Source organism: uncultured Hyphomicrobium sp. (assembly GCF_902826555.1).
GTDB lineage: Bacteria > Pseudomonadota > Alphaproteobacteria > Rhizobiales > Hyphomicrobiaceae > Hyphomicrobium_C.
Genome location: NZ_CADEFI010000029.1, coordinates 21,791 through 42,974 on the forward strand (window position 1 = coordinate 21,791; position 21,184 = coordinate 42,974).

A 21,184-nucleotide genomic window follows, 5' to 3' on the forward strand; every position below is an offset into this window, starting at 1 on the left:
TCCAGGGGCATCGAAGCGTCGGCGCCGGGCCGTGGTCGAGCGGCCGGCTCGCGACGGCATCGACGATTCCGCGGTCTGGGCCGCCGAGGGCGAGGAGAAGCCTTTCTGGGAGACGAAGAAGCTCTCGGAAATGTCACCCGCCGAATGGGATTCGCTCTGCGACGGCTGCGGCCAGTGCTGCTTGAACAAGATCGAGGACGAGGACACGGGCAAGATCTTCCTCACCCGCCTCTCCTGCAGTCTCCTCGATCTCGGCTCCTGCCGGTGCAAGGACTACGAGAACCGCTTCGCGCTGATGCCCGATTGCCTCTCCGTCGACATCAAGGCCGTGAAGAAGCTCACGTGGCTGCCCGAGAGCTGTGCCTACCGTCGCGTGAACGAGGGCCGCGGCCTGGCCTGGTGGCACCCGCTCGTCTCCGGCGATCCGGAAACGGTGCATCAGGCCGGCGTCTCGGTGCGCGGCTGGGCGCGCAGCGAGAAGGGCGTCCCCGAGCACGAGATCGCCCGCTACATCATCGGCGAAGCGGGCTGAGCGCTTGGAACCCTTGTCCGCTTCGCGCGTTGTTGATTGAGACGGGCGCCGGAAACGGCGAACGTCAGGCGCCGAGAGGTGCTGCCCCGTCCCGGAGCCGCAAGGCTCCCCGGCGGGGTTTCTCTTTTTGGGCATCCGGAATGCGAAACGAGCCGATATCCGAAGGCCCTATTCCGCTTTGTGGTTGAGGCACACCGAGTTGATGCAATAGCGCTTGCCGGTGCCGGTCGGTCCGTCGTCAAAGACGTGTCCCAGATGCGACCCGCAGTTGGCACAGCGCACTTCCGTCCGCACCATGCCGTGCGTGCGGTCGCTGAGATACTCGATCGCGCCGGGCAGCGCCTGGTCGAAGGATGGCCAGCCCGTCCCCGAGTCGAACTTCGTATCCGACGAGAACAGCTGCGTGCCGCATGCCGCGCACGTGAACTTGCCGTCGCCGTGCGTGTTGAGATGCTCGCCCGTGAACGGACGCTCCGTGCCGCCCTCGCGCAACACCCGATACTGCTCGGGTGAGAGCTTCTGGCGCCAGTAGGTCTCGTCGTGGGTCTCGTGCGTCTTGGTCATGGGGACATCCTCACTTTTTCTTTTCTGTTTGCTGCCGGCTTGCGGTTTCGCTCCACGAGCCGAAAGAGAAGCAGGGCGGCGACGATCGCCGCATAAACGAAAGGTTCAGCCGGCCACGCCTTGACCAGCATGATGAAGTGGAGCGCTGCCGCCGCCGCGGCGAGGTAAACCCACCGATGCAGCTTCTGCCACGCCGCGCCGCCGAGCCGCTTGATCATGGTCGTATTCGACGTCGCCGCCAGCGGGATCAGGATCAGGAAGCTCAGAAGCCCGACCGTAATATAGGGACGCTTGACGATATCCTTCCAGATCAGTGCGGCATCGAGCTGCTGATCCAGCCAGACATAAACCGTCACGTGGAACAGCGCATAGAAAAACGCCAGCAGCCCCACGGTGCGCCGGTAGCGGACCAGGTTCGGCCCGCCGAGCTTCCGGAGCGGCGTAATGGCGAGCCCGATGACCAGGAACTTCAACGCCCACAGCCCGAGTGACCGTTCCAGAACCTTGAGCGGATCGGCCCCGAGCTGGTCCGAGACGGCGAGGGTGAAGGTCCAGGCCGCGGGCACGAGGCCGAGCGCGTAGAGCCCGTAGCTTCCCGGTCCCAGCCACCGAGGCCAGGTCACGCTGAGCGTGCGGGCGGGTCGCGCCGATGCGGCAGGAGTCGTCATGTCAGTAGTTGGCACGGAGATCCATCCCGGAATAGAGGTGCGCCACCTGCTCGCCATAGCCGTTGAACATCAGCGTCGGACGGCGCTTGGCGAACAAGCCGCTGCCCTCGCCGATGCGCCGCTCCGTCGCTTGGCTCCAGCGCGGGTGATCGACCTCCGGGTTCACGTTCGAATAGAACCCGTACTCGTCGTCGGCCAGCGCCTTCCACGTCGTCGGCGGCTGCGTCTCGACCAGCGAGATGCGCACGATCGACTTGATGCTCTTGAAGCCGTACTTCCACGGCACCACGAGCCTCAGCGGCGCGCCGTTCTGGTTGGGCAGCGTCTCGCCGTACATGCCGGTGGCGAGGATCGTCAGCGGATGCATGGCCTCGTCGAGGCGAAGTCCCTCGACGTAGGGCCACGGCAGCGGCTGGAACAGCCCACGCTGTCCCGGCATCTCCTCGGGCCGCACCAGCGTCTCGAACGCCACGTACTTCGCGCTCCCGAGCGGTTCGACGCGCTTGATCAGATCTGCCAGCGGAAAGCCGATCCAGGGGATCACCATCGACCACCCCTCGACGCACCGCAGGCGATAGATCCGCTCCTCGAGCATCACCGGCTTGAGAATGTCCTCGAGCGTCATCGTCGCCGGCTTGCGCACCAGCCCGTCGATCTTGACCGACCACGGCGACGGCTTGAGCGATCCCGCCTTGGCGGCCGGATCCGCCTTGTCGGTGCCGAACTCGTAGAAGTTGTTGTAGCTGGTCGCGTCCTCGCGCCGGGTCGGCGTCTCGTCGGTCGAGAACGCGCTCTTCTGGGCTGCGACCGGCGCTGCCCGCGCCGTGCGTAGAGGCAGCATGGCCGAGACACCTATGCCGACGGCGCCGGCCAGGATGTCGCGCCGCCTGAGGTAAACGCTGTGCGGCGTGATGTCCGAGCTCGCGATGTCGGGACGATTGCGGATAAGCACGGGGATTGGCCTCATTCTGCGTTTGGCTGAGCTTACAGCCTTTTGTACGGTTGGGCCGCGGTTAGGTTTCACTTGGGGATTGCGGCCCGGGAGGGCCAGCTCAGCGGGAGGGGCGGAATGAAGCTCAGCAAGACGAATTATCTCGTCTACCGGGACTGCGCCCACAACGCCTGGATGAAGGTCCACAAGCCCGAGATCTACCACGACGAGCCGCTCTCGGTGTTCGAGCAGGCGATCATCGAGATCGGCAACGACGTGGACGTGCGGGCCCGCGAGCTGTTCCCGGACGGCGTGCTGATCCGGCGCGGCGATGCGGCCGGCACCGCCGATCTCGTCGCGATCCATACGCCGGTTCTCTACCAGCCGGTCTTCGAGACCGACCGCTACACGACCGCCTGCGACATCCTGGTGTGGAACGGCACGCAAGGCGTCTACGACCTCTACGAGGTCAAGGCCTCCACCAGCGGCGAGGACCGTAAGGCGAAGGACGACCTCTATGCTCACGACATCGCCTTCCAGGCGCTCGTGCTGCGCGAGAACGGCGTGCCTCTCGGCCGCCTCAACCTCGTCCGCCTGAACGGCGAGTACGTGTCCGATGGGGCCCTCGACCTCACCCGGCTGTTCACGCGCGAAGACTTTACGGATCGCGTGACGCCGATCCTCGACACCGTCGCCGCGGAGATGGACGCCGCCCACGACCTCATTCAGCTCTCGGCGCTGCCCGCTCCGCCCTGCTCCTGCATTTACAAAGGCCGCTCGAGCCAATGCACGACCTTCGCCTACGTCAATCCTCACGTGCCGGACTACAGCGTCCACGACCTGACCCGCATCGGCACCTCGCCGAAGAAGCTCAAGGAGCTCGTCGACGCGGGCATCCTGGCCATCACCGACGTGCCTGATGATTTCGATCTGTCGCTGCCGCAGCGCCATCAGGTCGAGGCCGCCAAGCGCCGCCGCCCGCACGTCGATCTGCCGCCCCTCGAAGTCTTCCTCAACGAGATCCGCTATCCGGCGGCCTTCCTCGATTACGAGACGTTTCCCTGCGCTCTGCCGCGCTTTCCGGGCTATGCGCCCTTCAATCACGTCCCCTTCCAGTTCTCGATGCACGTTGTCACCGAGCCGGACGGCGACCCTGTGCACCACGAGTTTCTTTACGTCGAGAAAGCTTGCCCCGACGTGCCGTTTGTCGAGGCCTTGAAGCGCGCCATCCCGGCTGAAGGCACCGTCATCGTCTGGAACAAGCCGTTCGAGAAGGGCATCAACGCCAAGCTGGCCGAGCGCCTGCCGGCGGAGCAGGAGTTCCTGTCATCCGTCAACGAGCGCGTCGTGGATCTGATGGATGTCTTCTCCGGGCAGATGGTCGTCCACCCGGGTTTTCGCGGCAAGACATCGATCAAGTGGGTGCTGCCCGCGCTCGTGCCCGGCCTCTCCTACAAGGGTCTGGCGATCCAGGAAGGGGCCACTGCCAGCGAGACCTGGAACGCCATCGTCACCGGCGAGCTCGAAGCCGACGAGGCGGAGCAGGCGCGTAAAAACCTGCTGACCTATTGCGGGCTCGATTCACTGGCCATGGTCGAGATCTGGCGCGCGCTTCTCGCCATTGTCGCCGCCCGCGAGATCCGCGAAGCCGGCTAGCCTCTGCGGCCCGGCAGCGACGCACGTCTCTGCCGGCCGGAAATCGATAGAAGAATTGCGCGTGAGTAAGGCTTACCGCCCGTCGGGGCTGCACGGTCCGCGCTCGCCGGGCTGATCCGGCGGCTTCGGGCCGAAGTTCTTCAGGTATTCCTTGGTGGCCTGATAGGCGAGATGCTGCCCCTGGCAATCCGGCTTGTTGACCGATCCGGTCTCGATCTCTTTCCTATCGTCATCGTCGTCGTGGTCGACTTCGGCCGACTTGCTGCTGCGCTCGGCAGGCTGCGCCGCCACACTGCGCTTCTGGGCTCGCGGCGCGAGGCCGTCCTTGAGTGAGCCCATCTCGCGAATGGTGTCGCGGCAGCATCCGCCGAGAAACACCAGCGCGGTTGCGAGGACGATGAGATGAGAGAGTCTTGGCATTGCGATCCTTGGAATTCCGGGCAGAAACGCAATACCAGCGCAACGGGACGCAGCTGACCCTTTCACTCAATCGCTGAGTCGCAGACCCGCAACTACGGCTGCGCCGAGGAATCCACAGTGTTTTTCGAGACTTGCGAGTGCAAGGCAGGAATAATGACACCCGCTTGCAACAGTCCGCTGCCAAAACTCAGCCGACGCGCCGCGCCGTCACGTCGATCACGGGCCCTGGACCCGTTCCGCCGCGGCGGATGTGCCCGTGCTTTTCGAGGTGCCCCTTGAGGAGCGCCAGGTTCTTCCGGTTGGCCCGGAATGCAACATCGAAGGCGTCGCCGGCGAACGGGATGATGCCGACCACGGTGTCGATCGCGGAGTTGGCCATCATACGCCCCATCGTGAAGCGCGAAACGCCGAGCCGGCGCGCCTCCCAGATGATGTAGCTCGAAACCACCTGCGAGATGAGATCGCCCACCACCGGCACCAGACCGATCAGGGCATCGAGCCCCACGCGCACGTTCGTGCCAGGGATTTCGAACAGGTCGTCCATGAGCCGCGAAACCGCCTCGATGCGGGTGACGGACGTTTCGATTTCCGGGTCCGAATAGCGCTCGACGGTGTTGGTCTTCATCGATGTCCCGAAAAAACCTGCCTCGGTGGGAACTTGTGTCCCGCGGCTCGCGGATCTAGGCTCTGCGCCGCGGGGCATCGCAAATCCCCGCATCATGTTGGGACGACGGGGGTCCCGGTCAAGACGGGTGGGCGCCATGCTGCGAGCCGGCGATAGGGCGGCGCGTGCTGGCGCGAGAAGGGAAGAGCGAGATGTTCCTGCGTCTTCTGCTGGGCACCAGCACGATTTTTCTGTCTCTCATCCTCGGCGCATTTGCGCTCGCGATCGTCGGCTATAACTGGCCCGATACGCTCTCGACGATGCTCGCCTGGGCGCGCGATCTGAAGGGCGTCATCACCTCGACCGGCCTCGACCCCAAGTACAACATCTGGGTCGAGCTCCTGCTTGAGGAGCGCCAGCTGCTGTTCATGTTCTTCACCATTGCCGCGCGCATTTTTCTTGCGCTCCTCGCGGCCCCGTTTTCCAGCCGCTGAACGTCCCTGGGGGTTAACGCAGCGTTAGCGTGCCCGCGACCATAATGCGCGATGGCGGCGCGTTGGGGCGCCGGCCTGCGATGTTCCGCGTCGATCGCTGCGCGGAAGGGGCCGAAAGCGCATGGGGTACGACGGCCAAGATCCGCGGCGACCATATCGCCCGGACTATTCCGAATGGGAGCCGCATGGCGACTGGCAGCACCGTGCGACGCCGGAGAGCGCACACGCGCCCTTGAGCCACACGCAAAGATTGCCGCTTCGCTTGCGCGTTCTGTTGCTCGGCCCGCTCGCCCTGGTGTCGGCTGCGGCCGTAGTGGTCGGCGCTCTCTTCATCTACTACACGGTCGTTTTCCCCGATCCGCTTTCCATGCGGCTCAAGGCGACCGGCCCCGTGATCCGCATCATGGCGCGCGATGGCACGCCGCTCGCCGAGCGCGGCGTCTCCCGCGCCTACATCCCGCTCGACATGCTGCCGCCCCACGCCGCCGATGCCGCCGTCGCCATCGAGGACCGGCGCTTCTTCGATCATCCTGGCATCGACGCGTTCGGCATGCTGCGCGCGGCAGTGGCAAATCTGCGGGCCGGGCGTTTGACGCAAGGCGGCTCGACCATCACGCAGCAGCTTGCCAAGAACCTGTTTCTTACCTCGGAGCGCACCTGGTCCCGCAAGGCCGAGGAACTCGTCATGGCGCTCTGGCTCGAGCTCCGGCTCTCCAAGCATGACATTCTCGAGCTCTATCTCAACCGCGTCTACTTCGGCGGCGGTGCCCACGGCATCGAGGCGGCGTCGCAACGCTATTTCGGCAAGTCCGCGCGCAATCTCACGCTCGCCGAGGCAGCCGTCATCGCCGGCCTCCTGAAGGCGCCCTCGAAATATGCGCCGAGCGCCAGCCCCGTGCAGGCCGTCGCCCGCGGCCGGGTCGTAATCGATACCATGCGGGAGGCGGGCTTTATCACCGGCGAGGAGGCCGCCGCCGCACGCGCCGAGGAAATTCGCTTCTCACCGCTCATGCGCGTGCCGGACCAGGCCGAGATGGCCTACGCCGTCGATTTCGTGCTCGATGCCGCCGCACGCTTCGAGGATGCCGACCGCGACGAGGTCGTGATCGAGACCACACTCGACGCCGATCTCCAGCGTCGCGCCGGCGAGGTCGTGGAGCGTGCGCTTGGCGAGCGCGGCCAGGCGCTCGATGCCGGCCAGGCGGCCATCGTCGTGCTCGCGCCGGACGGCGGCATACGCGCCCTCGTGGGGGGCCGTTCCTACGCCGACAGCCAGTTCAATCGCGCCGTTCGGGCCCATCGCCAGCCCGGTTCCGCCTTCAAGCCGGTGGTCTATCTGACCGCCATCGAACGTGGCCTGACGCCGGACAGCCTCGTCGAGGACGCGCCCATAACAGCCGGACGCTGGTCGCCGAAGAACGATAGCGGTCGTTATCTCGGCATGACGACGCTCCGCAACGCACTGGCCCAATCGTTGAATACCGTAGCCGTGCGTCTCGTGCTCGATGCAGGCCCAGACACGGTCGCAGCCACCGCGCGCCGCCTCGGCATGAAGTCGCCGCTGCGCAAGGACGCATCTCTCGCACTCGGCACGTCCGAGGTCTCGCTGCTCGATCTCACGGGCGCTTACGCCGCCTTCGCCAATGGAGGCTACGTCAACGAGCCCTACGCCATCCAGCGTGTGCGAACGGGGGCCGGCAAGGTGCTGTTCCAGCGCATCGATGCCCGCTCCGACGTGGCGATCCCGCGCGCATCCGTCGCCGCCATGGACGACATGTTACGCGGAGCCGTAGCCAACGGCACCGGTCGCCGCGCGGCGATCCCTGGCCGTACGGTTGCAGGAAAAACAGGCACCTCGCAGGATTTCCGCGACGCTTGGTTCATCGGCTACACCTCCGACCTCACCGCCGGCGTCTGGGTCGGCAACGACGACGGACGCACCATGAACAAGGTGGTCGGCGGATCCCTGCCGGCCGAGATCTGGCACGAGGTCATGCTCGCCGCCGATCGGGGCAAGGCACCAAGCCCTGCCCCCGTGGTCGCAAGGGAGAGCGTCGGCTCCGTCGCGGCTGGGATCGATCGCGTCGCGCCCTCCGCCGGGGAGGATCTGATCGCAAAGGTGTTGGCCGAGGAGGAGGCGTCGGAGCCGCCCGCGCCATCGCAGACGCAGGGCGCAACGACCGTCACGCGCTCGGGCCGCATTCTCGTCAGCCCACCGCAAGCGCAGTGACGTGATCCTGTTCTAAGGCTCGCGGCCTGAAATAACGCTGATCAAGCGTCCTGCGCCACGGCGGCGCCGTAGCGGTGCAAGTCCATGCCGTAGATCTGCAGCCAACGCTTGGCGTCTTCGAGGCCTGGCATGGTCTTGGCCACCAGCGCCCAGAAGCGCGGACCGTGGTTCATCTCGCGCAAATGCGCCACTTCGTGAGCGGCCACGTAATCCAGGATCTCCGGCGGCGCCAGGATGAGCCGCCATGAGAACGAAAGAACGCCCGTGGTCGAGCAGGAGCCCCAGCGGCTCGTCTGATCGCGCACCGCGATGCGCTTTGCGGTCACACCGAGACGTTTGGCGTGGAAGCCGACGCGCTCATCGAGAGCGATATGCGCCTCTTTGGTGAGCCAATCCTTGAGGCGGCGCGGCGCGTGCTCATGATGGCCGGTCACGCGCAGCTCGGGATAGGACGGCGTTTCCCGCCGCTCGACCGGTCCGCCCCGCCCATGCGGTCCGGCAAAGGCGATGCGATGCGCGTCGCCGCGCAGCGGAATGAACACGCCGTCGAGGAACGGAACCGGATCCGGCAGGCTGTCGAGGCGCGCGCGCACCCATTCGATGTTCCGCGTGATGAAGGAGCCCGCCTCATCGAGATCGCATTGCACAGGCAGCGTGACGATCACCGTACGCCGCGTGCGGCTGACACGGAGCGTCAATCGGCGTGCGCCGGGATGACGGCGCACTTCCACCGGTGCCCCGAGATCGCTGATGTGGCCGTTCTTGAGCGTCGGCGACGCGCTTCTTCTAGTCTTCCGCATGAATGACTTCGGAGCTCACGCTGAATCTGGTGACACGGAAACACTGCGATGGAAGGGCGCTTCTGGCTGCTGCTCCCGGATCCCCTCCCACAGGTATCTGGCGCCACGCTCGACCCACGTCCCACTTAGCAAGAGAGTGAAGCGCATCACCAGCGTGAAATTGTGACGCCGCGTAACCGATCACGCGACTGTTGCGCAAGAGTTCCACGACGGCCAGTGCTTTCACGGTAGCGTGCGAAGCTTATCAAGCGATGACCAAGTCTGTCTTCCACGGAATTTTGCGTAGGCCTCACGGTCGCGTGTGCGGAAGCGCACGTTCGGGAGCGGTGAAGCTCGGCAACTCGCGCATATCGAGTGTCGGCGCGGACGGCGCGTGCGGCGACGGATCGGGTGCGCCGTCGATTCGAGGCGGCGTCGGATCGAGCGCGAAGCCGCGGTCGATCGGAAGGCCGGATGGCTGCGGTTGAGCGGAAGGGCGGCTGGCCGCAGGTGGTGCAGGGCGCGCCTCGGGCTTGCTCATCACCAGCGCTGGCATCGCAGTCAGAAGGCCCACCATCACCAGCTGGATGCCGACGAACGGCACGGCTCCCCAATAGATGTCGCTCGTCTTGACAGGCGCCATGAGGCGCCCGGTCACCTTGTCCTGATAAGTGTCGCGTGGCGCGACGCTCCGCAAGTAGAACAGCGCGAAACCGAACGGCGGATGCATGAAGCTTGTCTGCATGTTGACGGCCAGCAGCACGCCGAACCAGATCACGAACGGCGTGACGTCGGCCACCGTCTCTGTGACGACGCCGGAAGCGTCCGTGGTGCTGATCACCGCAAATCCGAAGCTCTTGGCGATGGCGACGGCCTCCGGTGACACGCGGAAGATGGCCTCCGCCGCCGGCTTCAAGAGCGGCACCAGGATGAAGCAGAGCTCGAAGAAATCGAGGAAGAAGGCGAGGAAGAACACCAGCAAGTTCACCGCGATCAGGAAGCCGTACATGCCGCCCGGCAGCGAGGTCATCAGGTGCTCGACCCAGATGTGCCCGTTGACGCCGTAAAAGGTCAGCGAAAAGATGCGCGCCCCGATCAGGATGAACATCACGAACGCCGCCAGCTTGGCGGTCACCTGCGCGGCCTGCCGCACGATTTGGACGTTGAAGCGCCGGCTGTCGTCGTCGCTGTAGCGCTTCGCGGCGGCGAGGATCAGGGCGCCGACCGCGCCCATTGCCCCACCCTCCGTGGGCGTCGTAAGGCCGACCAGGATGGTGCCGAGCACAAGGAAGATGAGGAGCAGCGGCGGCACCATGACGAAGGTGACGCGCTCGGCGATGGTCGAAAGCACGCTGTGACCGGAAACCAGCTTGAGCACCCGGTTGGCGAGCGCGGCGGCGAGCGCGAAACAGATGCCGCAGGCCATGGCCAGGATGGCTTTGTCGATACCGGTGTAGGACGAGCCATGCATCACCCACGCTGCAAATAAGGCCGACAATCCGGCCAGCACGCCGAGTGACGTCAGGCCCCGCGAGCCGTCGGCCTCCTTATGACCCACGTCGTCCGAAGGAAGCCCCGGCGCTGCCGTCGGGTTGAACAGCGAAACCATGAACACATAGACCGCATAGAAGCCCGCCAGCATGAGCCCCGGCACCAGGGCGGCCTTGTACATGTCGTCGACCGAGCGGCCGAGCTGATCGGCGAGCACGATCAGCACCAGCGACGGCGGGATGATCTGCGCCAGCGTGCCGGACGCTGCGATGACGCCCGAGGCGATCCGCCGGTCATAGCCGTATCGGAGCATGATGGGGAGCGAGATGAGCCCCATCGAGATCACGCTTGCGGCCACCACGCCCGTCGTCGCGGCGAGTAGCGCACCGACGAAGATCACCGCATAGGCAAGTCCCCCGCGGATGGTTCCGAACAGCTGCCCCACGGTCTCGAGCAGATCCTCGGCCATGCCGGATCGCTCCAGGATCAATCCCATGAAGGTGAAAAATGGGATGGCGAGCAAGGTGTCGTTGCGCATCACGTCGAAGATGCGGCCCGGCATGGACTGCAAGAGGTGCCAGGACAGCGTGATGGCGCCGTTCGAGTGCGGCGCCAGCTCCACGCCGATGAAGAAGAAGGCAAGCCCGACCGCGCCGAGCGAGAACGCCACGGGGTAGCCGAGCAGCAGGAAGAGGACCAGCGACGCGAACATGATCGGCGCCAGGTTTTGAACCAGGAAGGCCGTCATGCGCCGCGGACCCTGCTCTCGAGCCGGTGTCTGGCAGGAATGCCACGCGTGCTCAAGATCATTGCGTGCGGTCCCGCGCAGCCGCGCTGCCGTCGCCGGCCGCGAGATCCGTCCCAGCCCCGATGACGGCATCGTGATAGCTGGCGTGACCGCGCGTCTCGACAAGCTCGCCGCGCATGATGGCAATGCGCTTGATGAGCTCGGACAGCCCCTGCGCCAGCAGAAGCGCGAACGCGATCGGAATGAGCGCCTTGATGGGCCACAGCGGCAGTCCGCCCGCGTTCGGCGACTGCTCGTTCTGGGCAAACGAGTTCGAGAAGAAGATCGAGGATGTGTAGACGATCATCGCCGCCATCGGCACCAGAAAGAGGGCGTGCCCGATGAGCTCGATGATATTGCGCTGCGTTACGGATAGCCGGCTGTTCACGACGTCGATGCGGATGTGCTCGTTGACAGCCAGCGTCCACGGAGCGGCCAGCAGGAACACCAGCGCAAAAAGCCACCATTGGATCTCGAGCAGAGAATTCTGGCTCCAGTCGAATGCTTTGCGCACGAAGGCGTTGAGAGCGCTGATGATGGCCGCAGCGACGATGAGCCACGCAACCGACTGCCCGATTGCTGCCGATGCCCGGTCGATCAGCCGGCTCAGGGCCAAAAGCTGCTTCATTTCCTTGGCGCCCCCTGTTCGTCGGCCGCCTTGGCGGGGCCTCTTCCGCCTTCCTATATCTCAAGCGCCAGCCAGGGAGAACTCCGGAGAACCCACCTTGCGGGTTTTCCGGTCATGACGTAGGGCAGGCGAGGGCGCCGCCCTGCGGGAGCCCCTCAGACCAAAAACATCAGGAGCACGGGCATGTCCGATCTGAAGGCGCAGGTAGTCGAGCGGCTGCGGCGCGTCAAAGGCCCGGACCTCGACGGCAATATCATCGATCTCGGCCTGGTCTCGGATATTCTGGTCAAGGACGGGCGCGTCTATTTCTCGATCACCGTGCCTGCCGCGCGCGCCGAGGAGCTCGAGCCGCTGCGCGGAGCGGCAGAGAAGGTCGTGCGCGAGATCGAAGGCGTTGCAGGCGTCGTGGCTGTTCTGACCGCCGAGGCGTCGCCGGGACAGGCGCCGCGGCCTGCTCAACCACCAGCCGTCGCTACGCCGTCCGGTAACGGCCGCGAGCACCCTCGCGTCGCCGAGGCGCGGGCCCGCGGCGCCGCTGGCGACGCGGCCCATCGGCCGCCGGCCGCCGGTCCTGCCGCAGCTCCGGTCCGCCAGACGCAAGGTGTGCCCGGCGTGAAGCACATCGTCGCCGTCGCCTCGGGCAAGGGAGGTGTCGGCAAGTCCACCGTCGCCGTCAATCTGGCGCTCGGCTTCCAGGCTATCGGCCTCAAGGCCGGCATCATGGACGCCGACATCTACGGCCCCTCACAGCCGCGGCTGCTCGGCATCACCGGCAAGCCGACGCAGGGCGCCGACAAGAAGCTGGTGCCCATGGAGGGGTACGGTCTCAAGTCCATGTCCATGGGCTTCATGGTGGAGGAGGGCACGCCCATCGTCTGGCGCGGACCCATGGTGGTCGGCGCGCTGAACCAGATGCTGCGCGAGGTCGCCTGGGGCGATCTCGACGTGCTGGTGATCGACATGCCTCCCGGCACCGGCGATGTGCAACTCACCATCGCCCAGCAGGTGCCGCTCGCCGGCGCGGTGATCGTCTCGACGCCGCAGGATCTCGCGTTGATCGACGCCCGCAAGGGGCTCGCCATGTTCAAGAAGGTCAACGTGCCGCTGCTCGGCATCGTCGAGAACATGAGCTACTTCGTTACCCCCGATACCGGCGCCCGCTACGACATCTTCGGTCACGGCGGTGCGAAGGCGGAGGCCGAGAAGCTCGGCGTGCCGTTCCTGGGCGAGGTTCCGCTCACGATCGAGGTGCGCGAGACATCGGACGCCGGCCGCCCCATCACCGCGACCTCGCCCGAGAGCCCGAGCGCTCAGGCTTTCCGCGAGATCGCGGCCAAGGCGTGGACCGAGATCGAGAAGGCCTCGGGCCGCGGTATGAAGCCACCCAAGCTCGAGATCGTCCACGGCGGTGAGGCGTTGCGCGTCTCGTTTGCGACCAAGGACGAGCACGAGCTTCCCGCCGAGTTCCTGCGGGTTCTGAGCCCCTCGGCCGAGGTGCAGGGCCATTCGAAGGAGCAGCGCGTCACCGTCGGCGGCAAAAAGAACGTCAAGATCAAGGAGCTGCGCGGCGTCGGCAACTATGCCGTGCGCATCGTTTTCGACGACGGTCACGACACCGGTCTCTTCACGTGGTCGTACCTCCACATGCTGTCGCTGCAAAAGGACAAGCGCTGGGGCGAGTACCTTGCCGAGCTCAAGGCTAAGGGGCTCTCGCGCTAGTTCGCTATGCTGATCCCCACAAACGAGATAGTTTGACGACGGACCTAAGGCCTGGGATCGTCTGCCGGGGATAGCGCGGCGTGGGGGCAATCGAGGACGTCGACGTTTCGCGTCTGGCCGCAGCGTTGAACGGAGCGCGGCGTCTCCGGCTCGGCATGCCGGTCATGCTGTTGATGCTGGCGGTTCCGAGTCTTTTCGCCCTCGACGCCAACGTTGGCGTTGGGCTGCGGCTTGTGGCCTGGACTGTCCTCATAGTCACGGCTGTCGTCGCCGTGATCCTCGCCGTTTGCGATCCGGCGAACATCCGCGGCCGCCCCGCGATACCGCGCATCCTGAATGCCTACATCGTCTTCGCGCTCATGGTCAGCGTCCACTACGCCGTGCAGGCGGCTCTCATCATGGTCCCCCTCGTCAAGGGCGGGCTTTCGATCGACGATCCCCTGGATGAGGCGGGCGTTTTCGCCCTCTTGGGCGGCATGAGCACGGTCATCGTGCTGATGCTGACCGCTCAGCTTTCGAGGTCCCTGCGCACGCCCCTGGACGACCACGACCGCGCCGTGCTGGCCTCGGCACCGATCGCCCTGCCGACGCTGCGCATGGGGCTTCGCAAAGCGCTCACGTCGGTAGTGGCCGCCGCCCTGGCGTTCGGCTTTCTGATTTTTATGGCTCTCCTGCACAGGATTCCCTACGCGGAGGTCTGGGCGGCACTTCAGAAAATCACGTTCGCCGAGGTGTGGGACGAGTTCGTCACCGGCTGGTCCCGGGGAGAGACGGCCGTCGTCGGCATCACGTTGACGTTTCTCGTCGCCGTCGTCATTCTTTTGGAAAAGCTCCTCGAGTTCGTGGCACCACGCTACGCCCCGCTGAGCGGCATGTGGCGGTGGGCCAAGGATGCACGCTCGGCGCTCGCCTTCGACCGCCGCCCCCCGGTGTTGCTGCTCCGCTCGTTCTCGGACGACGCGGTGAGCGATGACGAGCGAGCCAAGGATGAATACTTCTCCAAAAGCGTGGAAGGCGCCATCGCATCGGCGGTCGCAGCCTATGGTCCGTTCATCGCCATCGGTGCCCCGGGCGAGCCGGTTCCAGGCGGTGTCGCCTATCGCATCTATCTGAAGGACGACGAGTGGCAGCCGGCAGTGATCGGCTGGATACGCGACAGCCGCCTGATCGTCGCTTGCGTCGGCACCACGCGATGGGTGCGCTGGGAGCTCGACAACATTCAAAAGCTCGGCCAGTTCGGAAAGACGCTGCTCCTCGTGCCGCCCTCCGACACACGAATCCTGGCGGCGGCGCGCTGGACATTGCTGGACGGTGCGTTGTCGGCAACGCCGTGGTCACCGGCCCTCGCCGCCATCACGGATCGCACCGGAGTACTCGTCCTCGTACTGAAGGTGGACGGAGGCATCGGCGCGGTGCGCAGCAGCGGTACGACCCGGGACGACTATCATGCCGCAACCCTCTGGGCACTGCACCGGCGGCTTGCGCAATAATCCGTTAAAGCGGACAGACGTCCGAGAGAGGCAGGGCCGCGACAGGGGCATCTCCGAATGTGGCCCGTGCCTTGCCGAATGCGCGAGCGCCCCCCATAACTCGGGCATCCCGCATCTTTGAGGAGACCCCCATGGAATATCGCCGGCTCGGTGCATCTGGCTTCACGGTTCCCGCGCTGAGCTTCGGCGCCGGCACCTTCGGCGGCAAAGGCCCGTTGTTCGGCGCATGGGGCAACACCGATGTCGCCGAGGCGCGGCGCTTGATCGACATCTGTCTCGAAGCCGGCCTCACGATGTTCGACACCGCCGACGTTTATTCGAACGGCGAATCCGAGCGGATCCTCGGCGAGGCGATCAAAGGGCGGCGCCAGGAGGTGATCATCTCCACCAAGGCGACGTTCCGCTTCGGCGATAACCCCAACGATGTCGGCTCCTCCCGCTATCACCTGCTGAGAACGGTCGAAGCTCAGCTGAAGAGGCTCGGCACCGACTACATCGACCTCTTCCAGCTGCATGGCTTCGATGCCAAGACGCCCGTCGAGGAAACGCTTTCGACGCTCGACGATCTCGTCCGCGCCGGCAAGATTCGCTACCTCGGCGTATCCAATTTCTCCGGCTGGCACCTCATGAAGTCGCTGGCGGTCGCCGACCGCTACGGCTATCCGCGCTACGTGGCCAACCAGACCTACTACTCGCTGATCGGGCGCGACTACGAATGGGAGCTGATGCCGCTGGGGCTCGACCAGGGCGTCGGAGCCGTGGTCTGGAGCCCGCTCGGCTGGGGCCGTCTGACCGGCAAGATCCGCCGCGGTCAGCCGCTGCCGTCAACGAGCCGGCTGCATGAGACGGCCGACAGCGGGCCTCCCGTTGACGACGAATATGTCTACCGGGTCGTCGACGCCTTGGATGAGATCGCCAAAGAGACCGGCAAGTCCATTCCTCAGGTCGCACTCAATTGGCTGCTGCAGCGCCCCACCGTATCCACCGTCGTCATCGGCGCACGCAACGAGGAGCAGCTCCGGCAGAACCTCGGCGCCGTCGGGTGGAGCCTGACCAAGGAGCAGGTGGCGAAACTCGACGCCGCGAGCGCGGTGACGCTCGCCTATCCTTATTGGCACCAGCGCTTCTTCTCCGAGCGCAACCCGCCTCCCGTTTGACGGGCTTGGCGCGCCGTTCTGCGGTGCAGCGAAGACGTTCACCCACCGTAGTCCTGCGAGGTTTATCCGCGCGTCTCTTCTGCTATATTGCAGGGGAAAATAGAACGGAGGCGCGAGCGATGGAATTTACGCTACAAAGGGGCAAGCGCTACAGGACGACCGTGAGCTTGGGCTTCGTTGAGCGCATTGCGAGCAATGATATAATTGCCAACAAGTTCCGGGATGCCGGCTTCACCGATGTCGAGGTCAGCGGCGAGGGCGATACGCGCTACGCCGAGGGCATCTGGAACAAGGACGACCTGAGACCGACCTATCCGCCGCAAGTCAGCGACGTCTCCGAGGTTGTTGCTTGAGGCCCGTGTAGAGCGCGTCGCACCGGGCGCGCGGCTCGCTTAGGCAGCACCTACTCGCAGGGCACCGGAATGGTTTTGCCGGCGGTGGGCGAGAACTTCTTGCAGCCGACCTCTGTGCCGGAGCCGCTCTCAGTTGTTTCGCCGGTCGGCTTAGCGTCCCCTTGGCCGAGAGCGGCGGTCGACACGTCGGAGCCTTCGGCCTCCGTCTGTGTCTCGACCGGAACGGTCTTGGTCGCGGTGTCGACCTTTTTCTCCGGTGCCGAAGCAGGTTGTGGTTTCGCGATGCGCTTCTTGGCGGGCGACGCTCGGTTCTTGGCCGCCTTGGAGACGCGTCCCTTCGGCGAAGCTTTCAAAGGTGTCTTGGCGACTTCCGGCGTATACTCGCAGGAGATGCAAGCCTGCGCTGGCGAGCCCAACGCCATCGTCATGGCGAAAACAGCAGAGGCAATTGCGAGAAATATTCGCGTCATTGCGCGTCCTGGGCCGATCGCTGGATAAAGCTGCTTCTGCGGCAACGATCTGGAACCAGTATAAAACAGTTACCCCACCCGGAACAGAGCATTCCTCGATACGGCCAATTGGGAGCCGGCACGCGTGCGCGCCTTCCGCGCCGCCCACACCGAAGCGCGGTCAAGGCCGCAGCCCACCGCTGTGCCCGCTCCGCAACGCCGTCTCGCAGATGACTGGAAACATCCACCACGGCGATTGCAACCGGCCGCAAGACCGATTATTCGGATAGTATAACATCCGAAATCGTGAGGCGCCATGTCCAGTGTTGCGAAGGCCGGAGAACGGAACATCGGGAACAGTGCCAGCCGCAGCCCGCACCACGCACGCGGATGCGGACGGCCTGTCAGCGCCAGCTCATTCCCGGTGCCGTCCGATGGCCGGGCGGCCTCGTCCCCGCCGGCAGCGCTGTTGCCGTTGATGTCGCTTTTCCTCGGCGTTCGATCCGCCGTCACCGGCACGGGTTCTTTTTGGGCCGCAAAATGGATAGTATACTATAAAATCCGAAAATCGGCAGACGTCAGCACCCACCCGCCGCGCTCTTTGCTGCTGGCCAGGATCGCTGGGATTGCAGCGATTGGCGCTCTGGCGGGGATGGGGGCTTCGTCTGCGGGTGCGCAGGAGAAAAGCCAGCCGGCGGTCACCGAGCTGCCCGTCATCGAGGTCACGACGCCGAGCCCCATCGTCAAGCCGAAACGCGTCCAGCCCGGAAAGTCCGCGGACGCGACGCAAGCCGCGCCCATCGTCGAGGGGCCGGCCATCCCGCCAGGCACCACGCTCGATTTCGACGACCACACGTTCGCCTCCATCACCGTTGCAGACGAGCGCGAGATCACCGCCAACGGCGGCACGACCATCACCGACGCACTCCAGAACAAGCCCGGCATCACGAGCACGGCATTTGCGCCCGGCGCCAATCGGCCGATCATCCGCGGTCTCGATAGCTACCGCGTGCGCACCCAGGAGGATGGCATCGGCACGCATGACGTTGCCGCCATCTCCGAAGACCATGCCATCCCCGTTGATCCCAATGCGGCCGACCGCATCGAGGTCGTGCGCGGCCCGGCGACGCTCCGCTACGGATCGCAGGCCATTGGCGGCGTCGTCGCGGTCGAGAACGAGCGCATCCCGACCTTCATTCCGAAAGGCGGCTTGAGCGGCGCTGTCAAAGGCGGCCTGAGTTCGGTTGACGAAGGCCGCGACGGTGCGTTCAAGGTCACTGCGGGCTCCAAAGCAACGGGCTTTGCCGTCCACGCCGACGGCTTCGCACGCCGCGCCGAGGACTACGATACCCCGAACGGAAAGGAGCTGAACACGTTCGTCGACAGCCAGGGCGGATCGGTGGGTCTCTCGCGTGTCTGGGAGAATGGCTTCCTCGGAGTCGCCGTCGCGCATATCGACAGCCTCTACGGCATCCCGGGCGAGGAGGCGCGCGAGGGTGTCGTGCCGCGCATCGACATGGAGCAGGACAAAGTGCTGGCCAGGGGCGAGTGGCGTGTTCGCGACTTCGGCCTTGAAGCCGTGCGGTTCTGGTTCGGCGCCTCCGACTACGCCCACGACGAGCTCGCCATGCACGCCCATGGCGACGATGACCACGGCCACGGCGAGGAGGAGCATGCCGACGGCTTCTCGCTCGGCTCGCGCTTCACCAACAAAGAGCAGGAGGCGCGCGTCGAGGTGCAGCATAGTCCCGTGGGAACGGTGCTCGGCCAGCTCAACGGCGCTCTCGGCGCCCAGTGGGGCAATCGCAACACGCGCGGCCAGAGCTTCGAAGGCGAGTCGCTCTTGGAGCCGGTCGAGACTGAGAGCATCGCCGCCTTCTGGTTCGAGGAGCTGGATGTCACGCGAAGCCTCCGCTTCCAGGCCGCGGCCCGCATCGAGCAGACGGACGTGGACGGCACCGGCTGGAGCGAGTTCCACGGCGAAGGCGAAGAGTTCCACGCCCACGCCTTCGAAGGCGAGCGCGGCTTCACGCCCGTGAGCGGCAGCCTTGGCGTGCTCTATCAGCTGCCGTTCGACACCGTCGCTCGTCTCACCGGCCAGTACGTGGAACGCGCGCCCGACGCCGCGGAGCTGTTCTCGAAGGGCATGCACGAGGCCACCGGCACCTTCGAGGTCGGTAATCCCTTCCTCGATGTCGAGAAGGCAACCACCGCGGAGATTAGCCTGAAGAAGTCCACGGGCGCCTTCCGCTTCGACACGTCGGCCTATTACACCCGTTATGACGGGTTCATCTATCGTGCCCTGCAGGGTCTTGCCTGCGACGGCGCTGCCCACGACGGCCACTTCCACTGCGAGGACTCCCACGCCGGCGACGAGCACGAGGAAGAAACGTTCGACCTCGTCTTCTTCCGCCAGCGCGATGCGAACTTTTACGGGCTTGAGCTTTCCGGCCAGGTCGATGTCGCGCCGATCTGGCGTGGCGTCTGGGGCATCGACGGGCAATACGATTTCGTCCGCGCCGAGTTCGAGGACGGTGAGAACGTTCCGCGCATCCCGCCGCACCGGCTTGGTGGCGGCATCTACTACCGCGATGCCAACTGGTTCGCGCGCGCCGGCGTTCTCCACGCCTTCGAGCAGGACAAGATCGGCGCCGAGGAGATCGTGACGCCCGGCTACACGTTGGTCTCGGCCGAGATCAGCTACACGGCTCCGGGCGAGAACGGCGCGCCGGCCATGACCATCGGCCTCAAGGGCGAGAACCTGGCCGACGACGAGGTGCTGAACCACGCTTCCTTCAAGCGTCGCGAGGACGTGCTCGAGACCGGCGCCAGCGTCCGCCTCTTCGGCTCGATTTCGCTGAATTAGGCGCTCCGCTCGCAATCGCCTGCCAGGCCTGCTGTTCGGAGACGACCGTCGATGTGACTGAGCGCGGAGAGCCGCACGCCGATCGGACGTGCTCCCGTCTTATGCGGCCACCGCCTCGGTCAAGCTGAGCAGCGCGGGGGTGTGATAGACCCGGGACAGCTTCAGGCCGGCCTGGTCGAACAGCGCCGAGAACTCGGCCTCCGTCCGCTCGCGGCCCTCGAGAGAGGCCATCATGAGCATGTCGAGCACCTTGCCGCCGTGCGGCTCGTTTCCAGGGGGGATGACGGTATCCGCCACGAGCACGCGTCCCTGCGGCGCCATCGCGTGTTTGATGTTGCGCAAAATCTCGATGCACGTCTCGTCGGTCCAGTCGTGGAGGATACGCTTCAGCACGTAGGCGTCGGCGCCGTCCGGCACAGACTGGAAGAAGTCGCCTTCCATGCATTGCCACCGCCCGGGCAGCTCATTGACGCGTGCGTCCTTGAGGACATGCGCGCGATCGTAGTTGATCCCCTGCGAATTGGGGGTCGTCTTCAGGATCTCGATAAGAAATCCCCCGTGCCCGCCGCCGACATCGACGATCGTGCCGAACGGCGAGAAGTCATAACTTTGCGCAATGAGCCGGTTCTCCATGTCCGAAAGGCTCGACATGCCGGTATGAAAGATCGCTCCGGCTTGCTTGTTATCGGACAGATACTCGAAAAACGGCTTGCCGAAGATCCGCTCCATGCCGTTGCTGCCCGTGAGAACAACGTCCTCGAAAGCGCCGAGCGGCTTCCAGAAGATGTCCTGCGTGATCATCAGCACGGCGTCGCGCAGCGTGTTCGGCGTCGTGCGCTGCAGCAGCACGGAAGCCTCCGTGGCATGAAACCTGTTCTGGTCATCCTCACGGAACACGCCGAGGCTCGACAAGCTCCGCATGAGGCGATGCACGGACAGGGCGTGGGCGTTGAGTTCATGGCCGAGATCCTCGGCGGTCATGGGTCGGTCTGCGATGAGGTCGGGGATGCCGAGCTTCACCGCTGCAGCGAGCGCCCCGGACAAGGCGAAGCCGAAGGCCAGATCGACAACGAGCTGGCCGGGATCTCTCAGCGTGCTCGACATGTGCAGTTCTGAATTGGATTGAGCACGTTGGGCCTCCCTGCATGGCGACGGCTTCTCACGGTTGCCCGAGGAGCCTGTTGGAGATCGGCCGGCCGCAAAACGCGTGCCAAACGTGTGGCTTCGTCAACCTCGCGAACGACGGTCGCCAACCCCTCTATTGGCGCACGCCGGTACGAGCCCACGCGGCGCAACGCAACCCGCTGCGCGGCGTCATTGCCGCGATATTGTTACAGCTGTCGCAAATGGTCGTTGCCCTCGGCGG

Annotated in this window: 20 protein-coding genes; 10 read left to right on the forward strand and 10 right to left on the reverse strand. The window is 65.3% G+C overall.

The window, feature by feature from the left end; all coding sequences use genetic code 11:
* The first annotated feature begins 58 nt into the window (after positions 1-58).
* Complete coding sequence (locus tag QZV93_RS12570) at positions 59-532, forward strand: YcgN family cysteine cluster protein (RefSeq protein WP_295558954.1); 474 nt, start codon at positions 59-61, stop codon at positions 530-532.
* 168 nt (positions 533-700) lie between these two features.
* On the opposite strand, the gene msrB is transcribed toward QZV93_RS12570, so the two are convergent.
* Genes msrB through msrP form a run of 3 tightly spaced genes read right to left on the reverse strand, consistent with a single transcriptional unit; the run spans position 701 to position 2,716 of the window.
* The gene (gene msrB, locus QZV93_RS12575) at positions 701-1,096 is read right to left on the reverse strand and encodes a peptide-methionine (R)-S-oxide reductase MsrB (protein ID WP_295558923.1); all 396 of its coding nucleotides are present in this window, start codon (positions 1,094-1,096) and stop codon (positions 701-703) included.
* Positions 1,093-1,779: a protein-methionine-sulfoxide reductase heme-binding subunit MsrQ gene (gene msrQ / locus QZV93_RS12580; protein WP_295558924.1), complete on the reverse strand. Its 687-nt coding sequence runs from the start codon at positions 1,777-1,779 to the stop codon at positions 1,093-1,095. The genes msrB and msrQ overlap by 4 nt, the downstream gene beginning before the upstream one ends.
* A complete protein-coding gene (gene msrP / locus QZV93_RS12585) occupies positions 1,766-2,716 on the reverse strand; it encodes a protein-methionine-sulfoxide reductase catalytic subunit MsrP (RefSeq protein ID WP_295558926.1) in 951 nt (316 codons plus the stop codon). Before msrP ends, msrQ begins: the two co-directional genes overlap by 14 nt.
* A gap of 117 nt (positions 2,717-2,833) precedes the next feature.
* On the opposite strand from msrP, the gene QZV93_RS12590 reads away from it, so the two are divergent.
* Complete coding sequence (locus QZV93_RS12590; RefSeq protein WP_295558928.1) at positions 2,834-4,351, forward strand: DUF2779 domain-containing protein; 1,518 nt, start codon at positions 2,834-2,836, stop codon at positions 4,349-4,351.
* 72 nt (positions 4,352-4,423) lie between these two features.
* Here QZV93_RS12590 and QZV93_RS12595 read toward each other — a convergent pair whose 3' ends face one another.
* Positions 4,424-4,771: a hypothetical protein gene (locus QZV93_RS12595; protein ID WP_295558930.1), complete on the reverse strand. Its 348-nt coding sequence runs from the start codon at positions 4,769-4,771 to the stop codon at positions 4,424-4,426.
* A gap of 187 nt (positions 4,772-4,958) precedes the next feature.
* The gene (locus tag QZV93_RS12600) at positions 4,959-5,396 is read right to left on the reverse strand and encodes a DUF4112 domain-containing protein (protein ID WP_295558931.1); all 438 of its coding nucleotides are present in this window, start codon (positions 5,394-5,396) and stop codon (positions 4,959-4,961) included.
* A gap of 191 nt (positions 5,397-5,587) precedes the next feature.
* On the opposite strand from QZV93_RS12600, the gene QZV93_RS12605 reads away from it, so the two are divergent.
* Together QZV93_RS12605 and QZV93_RS12610 are read left to right on the forward strand one after the other, a co-directional pair.
* Entirely contained in the window at positions 5,588-5,869 is a 282-nt protein-coding gene (locus tag QZV93_RS12605) for a hypothetical protein (protein ID WP_295558933.1), read from the forward strand.
* Between the two features lie 262 nt (positions 5,870-6,131).
* A complete protein-coding gene (locus tag QZV93_RS12610) occupies positions 6,132-8,099 on the forward strand; it encodes a PBP1A family penicillin-binding protein (protein ID WP_295558935.1) in 1,968 nt (655 codons plus the stop codon).
* A 41-nt stretch (positions 8,100-8,140) separates the two neighbouring features.
* On the opposite strand, the gene QZV93_RS12615 is transcribed toward QZV93_RS12610, so the two are convergent.
* The 3 genes from QZV93_RS12615 to QZV93_RS12625 all read right to left on the reverse strand — a co-directional run bounded on the left by QZV93_RS12615 (position 8,141) and on the right by QZV93_RS12625 (position 11,784).
* The gene (locus QZV93_RS12615; RefSeq protein WP_295558937.1) at positions 8,141-8,899 is read right to left on the reverse strand and encodes a SprT family zinc-dependent metalloprotease; all 759 of its coding nucleotides are present in this window, start codon (positions 8,897-8,899) and stop codon (positions 8,141-8,143) included.
* 289 nt (positions 8,900-9,188) lie between these two features.
* Positions 9,189-11,117 (reverse strand): TRAP transporter large permease subunit, encoded by a 1,929-nt coding sequence (locus QZV93_RS12620; RefSeq protein WP_295558938.1) that lies wholly within the window; start codon positions 11,115-11,117, stop codon positions 9,189-9,191.
* 58 nt (positions 11,118-11,175) lie between these two features.
* Positions 11,176-11,784, reverse strand: coding sequence for a TRAP transporter small permease subunit (locus QZV93_RS12625; RefSeq protein ID WP_295558939.1), 609 nt, complete (start codon positions 11,782-11,784; stop codon positions 11,176-11,178).
* 183 nt (positions 11,785-11,967) lie between these two features.
* Between QZV93_RS12625 and QZV93_RS12630 the strand changes: the two genes are divergently transcribed.
* From QZV93_RS12630 to QZV93_RS12645, 4 genes are all read left to right on the forward strand, one after another.
* Complete coding sequence (locus QZV93_RS12630) at positions 11,968-13,503, forward strand: P-loop NTPase (protein ID WP_295558941.1); 1,536 nt, start codon at positions 11,968-11,970, stop codon at positions 13,501-13,503.
* 80 nt (positions 13,504-13,583) lie between these two features.
* A complete protein-coding gene (locus tag QZV93_RS12635) occupies positions 13,584-14,993 on the forward strand; it encodes a hypothetical protein (protein ID WP_295558943.1) in 1,410 nt (469 codons plus the stop codon).
* A gap of 131 nt (positions 14,994-15,124) precedes the next feature.
* The gene (locus tag QZV93_RS12640; protein WP_295558944.1) at positions 15,125-16,150 is read left to right on the forward strand and encodes an aldo/keto reductase; all 1,026 of its coding nucleotides are present in this window, start codon (positions 15,125-15,127) and stop codon (positions 16,148-16,150) included.
* Positions 16,151-16,269: 119 nt separating this feature from the next.
* The gene (locus tag QZV93_RS12645) at positions 16,270-16,503 is read left to right on the forward strand and encodes a hypothetical protein (protein ID WP_295558946.1); all 234 of its coding nucleotides are present in this window, start codon (positions 16,270-16,272) and stop codon (positions 16,501-16,503) included.
* A 50-nt stretch (positions 16,504-16,553) separates the two neighbouring features.
* Here the strand turns inward: QZV93_RS12645 and QZV93_RS12650 are convergent, their stop codons facing one another.
* Complete coding sequence (locus QZV93_RS12650) at positions 16,554-16,973, reverse strand: hypothetical protein (protein ID WP_295558947.1); 420 nt, start codon at positions 16,971-16,973, stop codon at positions 16,554-16,556.
* 631 nt (positions 16,974-17,604) lie between these two features.
* Between QZV93_RS12650 and QZV93_RS12655 the strand changes: the two genes are divergently transcribed.
* Positions 17,605-19,818 carry a TonB-dependent receptor gene (locus QZV93_RS12655; protein WP_295558948.1) on the forward strand — a complete coding sequence of 738 codons (2,214 nt, stop codon included), beginning with the start codon at positions 17,605-17,607 and terminating at the stop codon, positions 19,816-19,818.
* A 99-nt stretch (positions 19,819-19,917) separates the two neighbouring features.
* On the opposite strand, the gene QZV93_RS12660 is transcribed toward QZV93_RS12655, so the two are convergent.
* A complete protein-coding gene (locus QZV93_RS12660; protein WP_295558950.1) occupies positions 19,918-20,922 on the reverse strand; it encodes a methyltransferase in 1,005 nt (334 codons plus the stop codon).
* Positions 20,923-20,999: 77 nt separating this feature from the next.
* Here QZV93_RS12660 and QZV93_RS12665 point away from each other — a divergent pair.
* Positions 21,000-21,184, forward strand: a 185-nt coding sequence (locus QZV93_RS12665; protein ID WP_295558952.1) for a hypothetical protein, incomplete at its 3' end; no start/stop codon positions are given.

Bases quoted from the DNA above. Each gene is read 5' to 3' on its own strand.
- QZV93_RS12615 (WP_295558937.1), bottom strand. From the start codon at position 8,899: ATGCGGAAGACTAGAAGAAGCGCGTCGCCGACGCTCAAGAACGGCCAC.
- QZV93_RS12595 (WP_295558930.1), bottom strand. From the start codon at position 4,771: ATGCCAAGACTCTCTCATCTCATCGTCCTCGCAACCGCGCTGGTGTTT.
- QZV93_RS12625 (WP_295558939.1), bottom strand. From the start codon at position 11,784: ATGAAGCAGCTTTTGGCCCTGAGCCGGCTGATCGACCGGGCATCGGCA.
- QZV93_RS12590 (WP_295558928.1), top strand. From the start codon at position 2,834: ATGAAGCTCAGCAAGACGAATTATCTCGTCTACCGGGACTGCGCCCAC.
- QZV93_RS12600 (WP_295558931.1), bottom strand. From the start codon at position 5,396: ATGAAGACCAACACCGTCGAGCGCTATTCGGACCCGGAAATCGAAACG.
- QZV93_RS12630 (WP_295558941.1), top strand. From the start codon at position 11,968: ATGTCCGATCTGAAGGCGCAGGTAGTCGAGCGGCTGCGGCGCGTCAAA.
- QZV93_RS12645 (WP_295558946.1), top strand. From the start codon at position 16,270: ATGGAATTTACGCTACAAAGGGGCAAGCGCTACAGGACGACCGTGAGC.
- QZV93_RS12655 (WP_295558948.1), top strand. From the start codon at position 17,605: ATGGGGGCTTCGTCTGCGGGTGCGCAGGAGAAAAGCCAGCCGGCGGTC.
- QZV93_RS12640 (WP_295558944.1), top strand. From the start codon at position 15,125: ATGGAATATCGCCGGCTCGGTGCATCTGGCTTCACGGTTCCCGCGCTG.
- QZV93_RS12620 (WP_295558938.1), bottom strand. From the start codon at position 11,117: ATGACGGCCTTCCTGGTTCAAAACCTGGCGCCGATCATGTTCGCGTCG.
- QZV93_RS12650 (WP_295558947.1), bottom strand. From the start codon at position 16,973: ATGACGCGAATATTTCTCGCAATTGCCTCTGCTGTTTTCGCCATGACG.
- QZV93_RS12605 (WP_295558933.1), top strand. From the start codon at position 5,588: ATGTTCCTGCGTCTTCTGCTGGGCACCAGCACGATTTTTCTGTCTCTC.
- msrB (WP_295558923.1), bottom strand. From the start codon at position 1,096: ATGACCAAGACGCACGAGACCCACGACGAGACCTACTGGCGCCAGAAG.
- QZV93_RS12660 (WP_295558950.1), bottom strand. From the start codon at position 20,922: ATGTCGAGCACGCTGAGAGATCCCGGCCAGCTCGTTGTCGATCTGGCC.